Origin of the sequence: Flavobacterium sp. NPDC079362, from assembly GCF_050267765.1 — a bacterium.
In the GTDB taxonomy this organism is placed as follows: domain Bacteria; phylum Bacteroidota; class Bacteroidia; order Flavobacteriales; family Flavobacteriaceae; genus Flavobacterium; species Flavobacterium azizsancarii.
On record NZ_JBNNFM010000010.1, the window covers coordinates 102,331 to 115,050 of the forward strand.

General features: G+C 33.8%; 13 protein-coding genes, 1 pseudogene and 1 riboswitch. Of the genes and pseudogenes, 3 read left to right on the forward strand and 11 right to left on the reverse strand.

What is annotated here, in order from left to right; genetic code table 11:
• Positions 1-44 precede the first annotated feature (44 nt).
• A complete protein-coding gene (locus ACQKCJ_RS11260; protein ID WP_414655386.1) occupies positions 45-509 on the reverse strand; it encodes a DUF4252 domain-containing protein in 465 nt (154 codons plus the stop codon).
• Here ACQKCJ_RS11260 and ACQKCJ_RS11265 point away from each other — a divergent pair.
• Positions 430-612 (forward strand): annotated as a pseudogene (locus tag ACQKCJ_RS11265) (hypothetical protein); the annotation flags it as partial. The gene ACQKCJ_RS11260 and the pseudogene ACQKCJ_RS11265 overlap by 80 nt on opposite strands.
• On the opposite strand, the gene ACQKCJ_RS11270 reads toward ACQKCJ_RS11265, so the two are convergent.
• The 3 genes from ACQKCJ_RS11270 to ACQKCJ_RS11280 are packed head-to-tail and all read right to left on the reverse strand — an operon-like array spanning position 583 to position 2,082.
• Positions 583-1,110, reverse strand: a complete 528-nt coding sequence (locus ACQKCJ_RS11270) for a DUF4252 domain-containing protein (protein WP_271335202.1) — start codon at positions 1,108-1,110, stop codon at positions 583-585. The pseudogene ACQKCJ_RS11265 and the gene ACQKCJ_RS11270 sit on opposite strands and share 30 nt — an antisense overlap.
• A 17-nt stretch (positions 1,111-1,127) precedes the next feature.
• The gene (locus tag ACQKCJ_RS11275; RefSeq protein ID WP_271335201.1) at positions 1,128-1,586 is read right to left on the reverse strand and encodes a hypothetical protein; all 459 of its coding nucleotides are present in this window, start codon (positions 1,584-1,586) and stop codon (positions 1,128-1,130) included.
• Complete coding sequence (locus tag ACQKCJ_RS11280) at positions 1,573-2,082, reverse strand: RNA polymerase sigma factor (RefSeq protein ID WP_271335200.1); 510 nt, start codon at positions 2,080-2,082, stop codon at positions 1,573-1,575. The genes ACQKCJ_RS11275 and ACQKCJ_RS11280 overlap by 14 nt, the downstream gene beginning before the upstream one ends.
• A gap of 170 nt (positions 2,083-2,252) precedes the next feature.
• Here ACQKCJ_RS11280 and ACQKCJ_RS11285 point away from each other — a divergent pair, with 170 nt between their 5' ends.
• The gene (locus tag ACQKCJ_RS11285; protein ID WP_271335199.1) at positions 2,253-3,725 is read left to right on the forward strand and encodes a S41 family peptidase; all 1,473 of its coding nucleotides are present in this window, start codon (positions 2,253-2,255) and stop codon (positions 3,723-3,725) included.
• 74 nt (positions 3,726-3,799) lie between these two features.
• On the opposite strand, the gene ACQKCJ_RS11290 is transcribed toward ACQKCJ_RS11285, so the two are convergent.
• The 7 genes from ACQKCJ_RS11290 to ACQKCJ_RS11320 all read right to left on the reverse strand — a co-directional run bounded on the left by ACQKCJ_RS11290 (position 3,800) and on the right by ACQKCJ_RS11320 (position 11,401).
• Complete coding sequence (locus ACQKCJ_RS11290) at positions 3,800-4,867, reverse strand: YncE family protein (RefSeq protein WP_427402043.1); 1,068 nt, start codon at positions 4,865-4,867, stop codon at positions 3,800-3,802.
• Between the two features lie 5 nt (positions 4,868-4,872).
• Positions 4,873-6,735, reverse strand: coding sequence for a TonB-dependent receptor plug domain-containing protein (locus ACQKCJ_RS11295; RefSeq protein WP_427402044.1), 1,863 nt, complete (start codon positions 6,733-6,735; stop codon positions 4,873-4,875).
• Between the two features lie 27 nt (positions 6,736-6,762).
• A riboswitch (cobalamin riboswitch) is annotated at positions 6,763-6,975 on the reverse strand.
• 67 nt (positions 6,976-7,042) lie between these two features.
• On the reverse strand, positions 7,043-7,576 hold the full coding sequence (gene cobC, locus ACQKCJ_RS11300) for an alpha-ribazole phosphatase (RefSeq protein WP_427402045.1): 534 nt from the start codon (positions 7,574-7,576) through the stop codon (positions 7,043-7,045).
• The gene (locus tag ACQKCJ_RS11305; RefSeq protein ID WP_271335195.1) at positions 7,561-8,358 is read right to left on the reverse strand and encodes an adenosylcobinamide-GDP ribazoletransferase; all 798 of its coding nucleotides are present in this window, start codon (positions 8,356-8,358) and stop codon (positions 7,561-7,563) included. The genes cobC and ACQKCJ_RS11305 overlap by 16 nt, the downstream gene beginning before the upstream one ends.
• A gap of 178 nt (positions 8,359-8,536) precedes the next feature.
• Entirely contained in the window at positions 8,537-10,216 is a 1,680-nt protein-coding gene (gene cobT, locus ACQKCJ_RS11310) for a nicotinate-nucleotide--dimethylbenzimidazole phosphoribosyltransferase (protein ID WP_271335194.1), read from the reverse strand.
• Between the two features lie 129 nt (positions 10,217-10,345).
• Complete coding sequence (gene cobU / locus ACQKCJ_RS11315) at positions 10,346-10,855, reverse strand: bifunctional adenosylcobinamide kinase/adenosylcobinamide-phosphate guanylyltransferase (protein ID WP_427402046.1); 510 nt, start codon at positions 10,853-10,855, stop codon at positions 10,346-10,348.
• 183 nt (positions 10,856-11,038) lie between these two features.
• Positions 11,039-11,401: a DUF5522 domain-containing protein gene (locus ACQKCJ_RS11320; protein ID WP_271335192.1), complete on the reverse strand. Its 363-nt coding sequence runs from the start codon at positions 11,399-11,401 to the stop codon at positions 11,039-11,041.
• 172 nt (positions 11,402-11,573) lie between these two features.
• Between ACQKCJ_RS11320 and ACQKCJ_RS11325 the strand changes: the two genes are divergently transcribed.
• Positions 11,574-12,716, forward strand: coding sequence for an ABC transporter substrate-binding protein (locus ACQKCJ_RS11325; protein ID WP_427402047.1), 1,143 nt, complete (start codon positions 11,574-11,576; stop codon positions 12,714-12,716).
• The last annotated feature ends 4 nt before the right edge of the window (positions 12,717-12,720 follow it).

The window sequence follows — 12,720 nt, forward strand, 5'->3', positions numbered from 1 at the left end:
TCCATAATTATGGAGCCTTCTCGTTTTAAAGTAAGATAGATGTATTATTTAACCAATTGTTGCAAAGGTTTCAATTGTTCCATATCGATTTTTGATTCTTTCAATACAGACATTAAGGTCATGATATTATTTGGATTCATGTTTTTTCCCAGCACGCGAACTACAGCAAAGCCGCTTTCTTTTTTGTTGGCAAAAACTACGAATTCTTCAATATTATCATCAGTACCAACATAGCTTATTGATGCACCGTCTTTTCCTGAGCCAAAACTCATCAACTGTTGGTATTTTGGATCTTTAAGTATTGCTTTAACTTTAGCTCTTTCTGTTTCGAACTCTGCCTGATTTTTATCGTTTGATTTAAAAGCTAAAATATTCATTTTATCAAATGATTTTAAAGCTTCATTTTGTTCAGCAGTTAGTTTTGTTTTTTCTAAGTTCAAAATACCAGGTGAAACATCCAGGGCAATAAAGTTTTTATTATCTGTGTTCTCTACAAAATACTTTTGCAGCGAAGGATTAGAATTACAACTTATTAAAGTTAGTAGTACTAAAAGGGCTGAGGTAATGATGTTCAGTTTCATCTTATTTTTTGCTTTTAGAAGCTTTTTTTAGTTCAGTTCCGCCAGGAAGCTGCATTTTGTCCGTAAGAACTGAAATTTCATTTAGATCGAAGTTACCCGTTAAAGACAATAAAACAGTATCATCGTTTTTGCCACCGTCCATAAACATTAGCAATTCTTTTATCTGAGTATCAGATGCACCGGATCTAACCAATATTCTTACGTTTTTACCACTGTCATTTACTCTCATTAATTCTTCTAAACCAGCTGTTTTAACGTACTTGTCAGCAGAAGCTTTCATATCTGCTTCAATTTTAGGGTTTTTAGTAGTAAACACTTTTAAGTAATCTAATTTTTTAATCAGGTTAATGTATTGTTGCGTTTCTTTATCAGAAGCATCAACTTTTACCTTACTCATTAAGTCAAACATTTTTTTGTTTACAATTACTGATGTCACGTCATCCTGGCCATCAAATTTGTCAAATGCTCCCTGAGCATAAAAAGCGTGGCTAACAAATGCTAAAACTAGTGTTATGATGAAATTTTTCATTTTTGATTGAATTTTAATTATTGTTTAAAAATTTTGTTTTTTGATTCTTCATATTCCTTAATGTATTGTACACTTTCTATACCTACATTAACATTGCTTGATAATAAGGCCAAAGCTTTTTGCGTCGCAGCGAGAGCTTCTTCCGGATTATCGTAGGTTCCTAATTCTGATTGCGCCACAACCGGAGGTGTATTTTTTTCGCTCACGTAAAAATAGGACCCAATTCCCAGTAAAACAACAGCCGAAGCCGCAATTGATAACCATGCTACATTTCGTTTTTTAGTTTGTAATGGTATTTCCTGCGTCGATTTTTGTTCTTTTACCTGAGAGAAATAACCAAACATAGGTTTGTATTGCTCTAAATGCTGCGCAACATTTGGTGAAGAAAAATATTCTTTTAATTCTTTTTCTTCGGCAATAGTCGTTTCTCCCTGAAAGTATTTTTCTAATATATCCTCTATTTTATTGAATTCCATAACCGTGTGTATTAAGCATTGATTCTCTTATTTTTTTTCTCGCTCTCGAAAGTGCTACCCGAATAGCCGTTTCATTCATATTGACAATTTTCGCAATTTCTTCAAATTCATATTGTTCAACATCGCGCAACTGAATTAATATTTGCAGTTGTTCAGGCAACTGGTTTATAATTTTTTCCACCCATTCTAAACTATTAGAATCTTCTAGTTTTTTATCTAATAAAGGTTCCCGATCAGTATAGTTATTATGAACAATTTTAAGATTTCCGGCTCTTTTTGATTTTAGCTGATCCAGACAATAATTTTTGGTCATGGTCATCGCAACAGCTTCTACGTTGTTATAATCGCTTAAATTCTCTTTTTTATTCCATAATTTTACCATTACTTCCTGAGTTGCATCTTCCGCCTCTTCGGTACTGGTTAATAATCTTTTTGCCAGACGAAAAACTTTGTCTTTAAAAGGATTTATTAATTCTATAAACACATTTTGATTCATAAAATTTGGTAGTTATTCGTTGGTTACTCGTTAGCTTATATAGTCAAGACGAAGCACTATTATTTTTGTTACATGATGATGTGTAAATTTTATAACAAAAAACACTTTAAATTTATCATTGTTAAAACTAAAGATACTATTTTTACGTTAGTACTAGATATACCCACTATATGAAAACAATATTAAAGAGCGTCCTGTTATTATTTTTACTTGCCTTTTCTTTGCAATCTTGCGAGGATCAGGATGATGTGGCGGCTCCTGCGGCTTTGCAAGTAAATGATTTTGTTTGGAAAGGATTAAATCAATTCTATTTATGGCAAGCAGATGTTCCTAATTTAGCAGATGATCGTTTTAATAATCAGGAATCTTTAAATTCTTTTTTAAGAGGATATTCTAAACCGGAAGATTTATTTCAGGACTTATTGAATAAACCAATTAGTAAATTCCCAAAAGGTCAGGCAATCGATCGCTTTAGTTGGATTGTTTCTGATTACAGCGTTTTGGAACAAGAACTTCAGGGAACTACAAAAAATAATGGTGTAGATTTTAGATTGGGCTATAGACCGGGAAGCGCGACTAATTTAGTGGGCTATGTGCGTTATATTATTCCAAATTCTGATGCTTCGAACAAAGATATCAAACGTGGAGATCTTTTTACAGCCGTAAACGGAACCCAACTTACAGTTTCAAATTATCAGGCACTTTTAGCGGCTGATAGTTTTACTTTAAATATGGCTTCTTATACCGGAACTGATTTTGAATCTAACGGAAAGACAGTTGCACTGGTTAAGACAACTCTCAATGAAAATCCAGTTTTTATTAATAAAGTAATTCCATCAGGAAGTTCAAAAATTGGTTATTTAATGTACAATGGTTTTTATGCCAATTATGATTCACAGCTTAATGCAGCTTTTGCTGAGTTAAAATCACAAGGAATTACAGATCTTGTTTTGGATTTAAGATATAACGGAGGTGGTTCTATACAAACAGCAACACGTTTGGCAAGTATGATTACGGGACAATTTACCAATAAGATTTTTGCTAAAGAAAAATGGAATGCAAAAATTAATGAGTTTTACGAAAGCGAAGATCCGGAATCATTGAATAACAGGTTTGTTGACAAAATAGACGGAGCTGCAATTAATAGCTTAAACTTGTCAAAAATATATATTATAACAACAAGCGGTACAGCATCTGCGAGTGAATTAGTAATAAACGGATTAGCGCCTTATGTTTCTGTAATTCAGGTAGGTGAGACTACTGTTGGAAAAAATGTAGGTTCGATAACTTTATATGATTCTCCAACTTTTGGAAAAGCACAAAGAAATCCTAATCATAAATATGCAATGCAGCCCCTGGTTTTGAAAATTGTAAATGCTGCTGATTTTGGCGAATATACAGACGGTTTAAAACCTACTTACGAACAATTAGAGCGCATAACTAATTTAGGTGTTTTAGGAGATTCGTCAGAGCCATTACTAAGTGTTGCCATTTCGAAAATTACCGGATCAACGGGTAAAAAAGTACAATTAGATAAAGGAATAGTTTTAAGGAACTTTACAGATAGTAAAGCAATGACCGGAACAAGAGATCAAATGTATATAGAGAAAGCGCCGGAAGGACTTTTAAGAGCATTAAAATAAGACCAATAAAAAAGGCTTTCAGAAATGAAAGCCTTTTTTTATGTTCAGGAACTAAAACTTAATCTGCTTTTAGATTAGTTATTAAAGTAGAAACCGTTTGGTAAAATAGATACTCCAAATTTATTTAAAACCGTTCCTGTTAAAGAATAAAGATAAATGTTTCCGTTATCCTGATAGTTTACTGCGTCAGCCACATATAATTTACCATTTTTTGCAGCAAAGCCATAAAGAGAACCAACCTCTTTTGCTTTAAATGTTTCTGCTGTTGGTAAAGCCGTTGCGTTTGTTGCCATAGAATAAATACTGTTTCCAATAGTATAATATATTTTGCTATTGTCAATATCTAAGAAATCAGGATGCGTTAGTCCGGGAAAATCAAGAGTAGATGTTACTGCATTCGTGCTTAAATTAACTTTAACGATTTTACCGGTTGTTTCCGGCGCTGCATAACTAGGTCTTCCGTTGCACAATACATATAGAGTTCCGTTTTCTTTTACTAATGAACTAGGAACATCACCTACTACAAAATTTGATGTAACTGTATTATTTGCAGCGTTTATTATACTCAGTGAGTTTCCTTGTCCGCCTCCGCCTTTGTGCGCTACATAAAGTTTACCGTTGTTCTCAACTATTTTTTCAGGACCTTCAACTACAGGAATTGTAGAAGTAACAGCATTTGAGGTAAGATCAAGAACCGCTACATAATCATCTGTTTTAATAGCGATATCTCCCCAGTTTGTTATATATCCTTTTCCATTTGCAAAAGCAATGTATCTTGGGTTTTTTATGTTTGTAGTAATAGTGGTAATACTTTTGAAAGTATATCTGTTAACGACTTCGATTTTATTAGAACCGTTTACAACAATATAAGCTACATCACCATTAAAACTAACAGATAAAGGAGTGTCACCAGTAACTTTGCCTGGGTTTACTAAAGTAAATACGTTGTTTTCTATTTGTAAATCATCTGATAAATAAGAGATACTTCCATTTGGCGTTAAAAAATTACCTTCGTTAACAATGAATAGCCCACCATCATAATCTCCTCTTGGCGCTTGATTATCATTGTCATCATTGCTACACGACACAAGAAATACCGAGCTTATCGCAATGGTTAAAAACAGTTTATTAAATCTTTTCATGATATTTAAAAATTAAGGTTAATGTATAAAGTATAGTTTGTTCCGGGCATCTGTCTGCTTATGACAGGTTGATAGTTTTCGTTCCAGATATTAAATATTTGAAAGCCAATTTTGTAACTGTTCTTTTTTCCAAAATCATAATCAGCTCCAAAATTTCCAACGTTATAATCTTTTACTCTGGTTGCAGGATTATTAAAAGGAGTGCTGTAAACATCGCCATTATATAAATACTGAAAATAAGAGGATACTTTTTTCCAATTGTACGAAACCGATCCTGTTAGTTTATGATAAGGAACATATACAAGTTGCTTATAGACCAATTCACCGCTTATTAACTGTTTGCTTTCTGAAACAGTATAGGCATAAGTACCATTAAGCGTAAAATTATGGTTGTCTATTTTAGTTCTCCATTCCAGAAGTACTTCGGCTCCATAAGCTCTCACTTTTTTTGTGTTTTCAGGCGACCAATTGTCTCCGCCTCCTTGTGATGGTACCCAGCGCAATAAGTCTGTGATCGAATTGTAGTAAGTAGTTACAGATAATGAAAAGTTTTTCGTGAAAAATTCACTGCCAATTTCCGCCTGATAAGATGTCTCAGGTTTTAAGTTAGGATTACCGCTTCCTTCCCAAAACAAATCATTGTAAGTAGGCATTCTGAAATTTTTAGAAGCATTGAATTTTATGCGATAAAAATCGGTAAACAAATACCTTGTTCCTAAAGAAAAAAGAAAAGGATTGCCATAATTGTCGGTTACTTCCTGACGAATACTAGCGTTATAATCCCATTTATCAGTTACTAAATGACTTAATAATAAACTTGCAGAACCTATTTCTCTTTTTACATTATTGATGCTTGATCCGTATCCTTTATTACGATTATAGTCAATGATCGAATTAAGTTTTATTTTGTCATTTACATCAAAAGCCAAATCATATTTTATAATTGAGGTTTCGACTTTTCCATAAGTAAACAAATCAGAATCTATGTCAGAGAAATATTTATAAGATTCACCAATATGAGCTAATTTTACTTTCGAAGTAAACCGATCAAATTTATTTTCCCATTCTAAAAGGTTTCGGGTATTAAAATCGCCGTATTTTGTTTTGGATGCTGTAGGAGTAGTTAAAGAAAAATGACGCTCAGAATCATAAAACTGGCTGTATAATTTTATAGTATTCTTAGAATTGATTTTATAACCAAAAGTGGTGTTCATACTCGTATTGTAGTATTCTCCATTGATGTTTTTCTGATCCGTATTTCCAGGATATTTAAAATCATTTTCTGAACTGTTTCTGGAAAAACTTACTTGCAGACTATACTTATTTGATGAAACCATAGTGCGATAATTGGCACTGTAAGTATCGTAACTGCCGGCACTAAAAAAGAGATGGTTTGAAAACTCTTTTTTAAATTGTAAATCATTGTTAAGGTGTATACTTCCGCCTATGGCACTGCTGCCGTACAGAACACTTCCGCCCCCGCCTTTTACAGCTATAGAATTGAAATCTCTTGTTCCGATGGTGTTGAAATCTGTCTGACCCAGAAATTGCGAATTGATATTGATACCATTCCAGATAACGGCAGTTTGTGATGCGGTAGTTCCTCTAAAAGAAGGGCCGGATGTCATGCCAAGACCATTTTCTTTAAAATAAATAACAGTATTGTAATTTAAAAGGGAAGTTAAGGAAGATTGATTTTTATTAATGACAGAATCATTCAATACCTGAACTGATTGTGAGTTCGAGTATTTCTTAAGATTGGTATCAGAAACGATGACTTCTTTTAATTTATTAATAGAATCACTTTGCGCCGAAATAATCTGGCACAACAACAGTAAACAAAAAGCAAAAAGTTTTTTTAAAGTCATAATTTCAATACTCTTTTTCCCGAGAGCTCGATATTTGTTACAAAGGCAGGTCTCCTGGCTTGCGTCTTGTTGTTTACCTTCCCATTCGCCGGGGCGAGCAGTGGTTTTGTAGTTAACAACAAGCATTCGTTTAAGAACAAAGCTTACAGTTGCGGGTACAGCTCAAGATTTTTTTAATTATTTACTTGATTCCCTTTTAATGTGTTTAAAATGAACACAACCTTAATTTCGTGCAAAGATAAAGTTAAAATTGTCGATTTTTCAAATTTGTTTGAGTTTTAAAAACAAATTCTGAACAAAAAGACGTTTATAGTTCAATTTTGATGACTTGCCCAAAATCTACCTTATTGTTAAAGGCGTCTTTTAATGGCAGCGAACTATGATGACATAATATACTTCGAATTACACCGGCATGCGCAACAATAACGACAGGCGTTGTTATTTCTTTTGAAAGCTGCGATAAAAAATCACCAGCTCTTTTATGTAATTCTATAAATGATTCCCCGTTTAAAGCATTAATATTTACAAAATCTTCCATCCAGGGATTGAGTTGTTCCGGTGGAATATCGTTCCAGTTTTTCATTTCCCAATCACCAAAATTCATTTCTAGCAGTCGTGCATCTTTTTCGAATGAATTTGCCTGTATGTTTTTCTGAATGTATTCGGCCAAAATCATACAACGTTTTAAGGGACTCGAAAAAATAACAGCTTCTGAGGGTAATTGCAAAACAATGTTTTCGAAAATGTTTTCAAAAGGTTCTGCTAAACCCACATCCGATTGTCCGTAGCAAACTCCTTTCTCGCAAATCGTTTCGGTATGACGGACTAGATAAATTTCCATATCAAAAGAATGCTTAAATAATAAATAACTTCACAAACTTGTTGTGTTGCTCCCAGGCAATCTCCGGTATAGCCGTCGATCCATTTTTGAAAATAACGAGCTAAAAAATAGCGCATTACAAATACCGGAATTACAGCTAAAAGAAATTGATATTGAAAATAAGATAAAACCAATAACGGAATTAACCCAAAGAAAAATGAACCTAAAATTTCTTTCCAGGTATTTTCTTTAGCAATAGGTTTGCTTTTGCTCGAAGCGTCTTCGCGAGAATATTCGTGAGTAAAAATAATCGATATAGCAGCAAGACGACTTAAAGCATGCGCGGAAATAAATAAAAGAAAAATCTGGAAAAGAGCGATAGCATTATCTGCCTTAAAAAGCGAAACAGATTCTGAAAGCAATTTGAATTTTAATAAAAAAAGCAAAACCAAACCAATTGCTCCATAAGCGCCAATCGCACTATCTTTCATAATGATCAGGATTTTTTCTTTCGTCCATCCTCCGCCAAAACCATCGCAAACATCAGCAAATCCATCTTCATGAAAGGCGCCGGTTGTTAGTACAGATATAATAAGAGCAATAATCACTGCAGTTTCTGTTGAGAGAAAAAAAGAAGAAAGATAAAAAGCCAGAAAGGAAATGGTTCCCACAATCCAACCAATCAAAGGAAAATAACGTGTGGCTTTATTCAAATAATCAGGATGATGATCAATGTTTTTAGGACAAGGAATTCGGGTGTAGAACATTAAGGAAGTGAAGAAGATATGTAGTTCTTTTTTCATTTTTAATATAAATTTAATTTAGTCTTGTCATTTCGACGAAGGAGAAATCATACTCGGGGCTCGACAAAGATTGTTGATTTTCTTTGGGGAATTTCTAGTGTGATTTCTCCTTCGTCGAAATGACATAGATTGTGGCAAATGATTGTTTTTTTTCTGAAAACTGAAAACTGGGACTTCATCACTTCCTGCTAACCCCGGCACTTTCAAAACTAGCCATATCATTCAGAAAAACTTCAGCCGATTTTAAAATAGGAAAAGCAATGGCACATCCAGTTCCTTCACCTAAGCGCAAATCAAGATTTAAAATAGGTTTTGCATCAAAATAATTCAATAATCCTTGATGTGCTTTTTCGGCAGAGCAATGACAAAAAACAGCATTTTTATGAATGTCGGGATTTATTTTAGAAGCTATCAAAAATGCTACGCTGCAAATAAAACCATCTACTAAAATCAGCATTTTGTTTTCATAGGCAGTTAACATTCCGCTGGCGATTTGCAGGATTTCAAAACCTCCAAAGTAGGCGAGATGTTGTTTTAATTCGGCTTGGCCTGAATAATTTTCAATTGCTTTTTTGAGTAATTCTTGTTTCTGAAGTAATTTTTCGTTTTCAATCCCGGTTCCTTTCCCAGTACATTCCTCAATAGGAGAATCTGTTAAAAGACTCATCAAAACAGAAGCTGTAGAGGTATTACCAATTCCCATTTCGCCAAAACCAATACAGTTGCATCCCGTTTTTGCAATGTCTTCAACAATAGCTTTTCCTTTCTCAAAACACAAATTCAATTCATTTTCGCTCATGGCAGGAACATGCAAAAAGGATTGGGTTCCTTTGGCGATTTTGGCATTAATCAAATTAGCGTTTGTAGGGAAATCATAATTGACTCCGGCATCAACGATCGATAAATGAATATCGTTTTGATTACAAAAAACATTTATGGCAGCTCCGCCTTCCAGAAAATTCGCGACCATTTGTCGGGTTACATCTTGCGGATAAGCACTAACGCCATGATTTGCAATTCCGTGATCAGCGGCAAAAACAACGATATTAGGATTTATTATTTTTGGATTTAGAGTTTCAAAAACCGTTGCCATCTGAAAAGCAAGTGTTTCCAGAGTTCCCAAAGCTCCAAGTGGTTTTGTTTTAGAGTCTATTTTTTCCTGCAAAAGTGTATTAAAATCACTTTCAGTTTCATTTTTAGCAGAAATTTTGTTAGGTAAATCAGATATGTGACATTCAGTAATATTTTTGATTTCTTTGCAATCAGGAGCTTCAGATTTTTGTTTCCAATTCAGTTGCTGCAACATGGGTTGATTGTCGTAATTTGTGGCCGGTTTTCCAATACAGAAATAACCCAAAGGCTCAATGTTTTCGGGTAAATCAAGAATCTTTTTAAACTGATAATAATTCAAAATCGAAACCCAGCCCATTCCGTAACCTTGCTCAGTTAGCGAAAGCCAGATATTTTGTGCAGCACAAACTGAACTAAATTTTACTGCTTCGTTGCTGCCCACAGTTCCAATCGTAAATTGGTTCAAAACAGATCGGTCATATGCAATAATAAGTCCAATTGGCGCTTCTTCAATCGCTTCAAGTTTCAAGGATTTGTATCGTTCCTTTTGTTCAGGATTATCAGTTAGTTCTTCGGCCTTTTTATTATAATCTAAAAAGAGATTCTTTACAGCCGTTTTAACTTCAGGAGATTTAATAATAAAATAACGTGTAGCATCTGTCAATCCTACAGAAGGTGCCCAATGTCCGGCTTGCAATGCTTTTTCGATCACTTCATCAGGAACTTCGTCAGTGGTAAAATGTCGGGTGTCCCGACGCGATTTTAAAATATCATCTAAGTAGCTCATTTTTAAATTCCAATTTTTTAAATTCTAAATTCCAATTCAATCTTAAAAAGGATTTAAAATTTAAAGATTTAAGTAAAGATAAAGGATAGCGTTGGAATTTGGAATTTAAAAAAAATGGATTTTTATTTTTTAACCTTTTATCTTAACCGGGATTCCGGAAACCATCAAAACCACTTGATCTGCATTAGAAGCCAAAAATTGATTCATCCAGCCTTGCAATTCAGTAAATTTTCTGCCAATATGAGTTTCGGCATGAACGCCCATTCCAATTTCGTTGGTTACAATAATTAGTGTAGCATTTTTTTGATTCGCGATCGCAAGAAACTCCTTTTTTGCTTCCTCTAAGCTTAAATTTACATCATATTGATGATCTGTAAAAAAGTTTGTCAGCCAAAGGGTAACACAATCAATAAGTGCTGTTTTTTTAGTAAAATTAATTTCGCTTAAGTATTTTTCTTTCTCAATATTTGTCCAGCGTTCATCACGTTCCTGCTGATGACGATCGATTCTGTTCTGGAAATCAGCATCCCATTTTCTGGCTGTTGCGACATATATTGGTGAATCTGAAAGTTGTAAGGCTAGAGTTTGGGCATAACTGCTTTTTCCTGATCGCTCGCCTCCGGTAATTAAGCAAATCATTTTTAATTGTGAATTGTAAGTTGTGAATTGTTATGGCGTTCCCTGCGGTCGGGCTATCCGCTATATCTTTTATTTTTTAAAGAAAAAAATAAAAGGATACCGCTGCTATCCCTAACGCAAAAGACTAATTGCATTAAAAAAACAGTTATGAACTTATAACTAATAATTCATAACTCATAACTTTTAATAAGGGCAATGGCGGCAATCATTTCCGCAACAGCTTCCTCTTTTTAGGTGAAACCAGGTTTTAAAAACATAATTGTCGTTTTCGATATAATAATCAATTCCTTCAATTAATTTTTCTTGTTTTGGCAAAGATATCGCTTTGTTTTTAAGGGCTTTTTGTGGCGTAATTGTTTCTACATAAGCATCAATTTTGTCCTCGCAAGCTTCTTTAAAACAAACCGGACAAAGGCAATCATTTCCTTCAGAAAGATTAAAAATAGGAGGAAAGTCATTGCACCAACACTTGCTTTCTGCTGATAAATCTCCACAACTAAAAGAAGATTCGCAGCTGGAGCAAACTTTTGTTTTTATGCTATTCATAGGTTAAAGGTGTCGTTTTTGGTTTTTGTAAGAATAAAGATAATCATAAAAAATAGAAATTACGTTACCTTTGTCAGTATCAAAATTTAAATTGTCAAATCGTAATAATTCATATTACGAGCTAAAACCGAGAAGCAAAAACTATTCCTTTAAAAAAATATATAACTTAAAGATGAAACATTTATTACCTAAATTAATTTTTATTTTACCTTTTTTTGTTCTTGTTGGATGTAAAAAGAATGAAACTGCAGAGATTGAAAAAACGGAAATTGCAAAAAATAGTATCGAATATGCTGCCGGACTTTCTATTGTAAAAAGTAAAGGATATTCAGTTGTAACTGTTTCAGATCCGTGGCCAAATGCCAATGCGAAATTCACTTATGTATTAAAAGAAAAAAATGCAAAAGTTCCGGATAGTTTGCAAAAATATACGACCATAAAAGTTCCTTTAGAATCTGTTGTTGTAACTTCTACAACAAATATCCCTTTTCTTGAAATGCTGGAAGTCGAAGATAAATTAGTTGGTTTTCCGCATACTGATTATGTTTCATCAGAAAAAACAAGAGCTCTGATCGATAAAGGAGCGGTTAAAAATGTGGGTGAAAACGAGAAGTTGAACATCGAACAATTGATCGAGTTATCTCCGGATCTGATTGTAACTTTTGGTGTAGACAACAATAATCCAACGTTGGATAATTTGAAAAAAAGCGGTTTAAATATTTTGATTCAAGCAGATTGGATGGAGCAATCGCCACTAGGAAAAGCAGAATGGATTAAACTTTACGGCGTTTTGTTTGGTAAAGAAGATAAAGCCAAAGAATTGTTTGATAAAATTGTTTCCAGTTACGATCAGGCGAAGAAACTGGTAGCTGATAAACCTGCAACGTCAACAGTTTTATACGGTTCTATGTACGAAGATATTTGGTATGTAGCCAAAGGAAATAGTTGGGTAGCTCAATTTATGAAAGATGCTCATGCCAATTATTTATGGTCAGATCTAAAAGGAACAGGAAGCGAAGGTTTGTCTTTTGAGAAAATATTAGTAAAAGGTAAAACGGCTAATTTCTGGATTGCTTCGGGTTCGTTTAAAAGTTTAGCTGAAGTAGAAAAAGCAAATCCGCACTATAGTCAGTTTGATGCTTTTAAGAACAAAAACGTATATACATTCGAAGGAAAGTACGGAGCAACAGGAGGAACAGTTTATTATGAATTGGCTCCAAGTCGTCCGGATTTAGTGTTAAAAGACTACATCAAGATCTTTCACCCTGAGTTATTGCCAAGCTATGAGTTTACTTTTGCCTCTAAATTAAATTAATAGC

Bases quoted from the DNA above. Each gene is read 5' to 3' on its own strand.
- ACQKCJ_RS11285 (WP_271335199.1), top strand. From the start codon at position 2,253: ATGAAAACAATATTAAAGAGCGTCCTGTTATTATTTTTACTTGCCTTT.
- ACQKCJ_RS11325 (WP_427402047.1), top strand. From the start codon at position 11,574: ATGAAACATTTATTACCTAAATTAATTTTTATTTTACCTTTTTTTGTT.
- ACQKCJ_RS11305 (WP_271335195.1), bottom strand. From the start codon at position 8,358: ATGAAAAAAGAACTACATATCTTCTTCACTTCCTTAATGTTCTACACC.
- cobU (WP_427402046.1), bottom strand. From the start codon at position 10,855: ATGATTTGCTTAATTACCGGAGGCGAGCGATCAGGAAAAAGCAGTTAT.
- cobC (WP_427402045.1), bottom strand. From the start codon at position 7,576: ATGGAAATTTATCTAGTCCGTCATACCGAAACGATTTGCGAGAAAGGA.
- ACQKCJ_RS11275 (WP_271335201.1), bottom strand. From the start codon at position 1,586: ATGGAATTCAATAAAATAGAGGATATATTAGAAAAATACTTTCAGGGA.
- cobT (WP_271335194.1), bottom strand. From the start codon at position 10,216: ATGAGCTACTTAGATGATATTTTAAAATCGCGTCGGGACACCCGACAT.
- ACQKCJ_RS11295 (WP_427402044.1), bottom strand. From the start codon at position 6,735: ATGACTTTAAAAAAACTTTTTGCTTTTTGTTTACTGTTGTTGTGCCAG.
- ACQKCJ_RS11290 (WP_427402043.1), bottom strand. From the start codon at position 4,867: ATGAAAAGATTTAATAAACTGTTTTTAACCATTGCGATAAGCTCGGTA.
- ACQKCJ_RS11270 (WP_271335202.1), bottom strand. From the start codon at position 1,110: ATGAAAAATTTCATCATAACACTAGTTTTAGCATTTGTTAGCCACGCT.
- ACQKCJ_RS11280 (WP_271335200.1), bottom strand. From the start codon at position 2,082: ATGAATCAAAATGTGTTTATAGAATTAATAAATCCTTTTAAAGACAAA.
- ACQKCJ_RS11320 (WP_271335192.1), bottom strand. From the start codon at position 11,401: ATGAATAGCATAAAAACAAAAGTTTGCTCCAGCTGCGAATCTTCTTTT.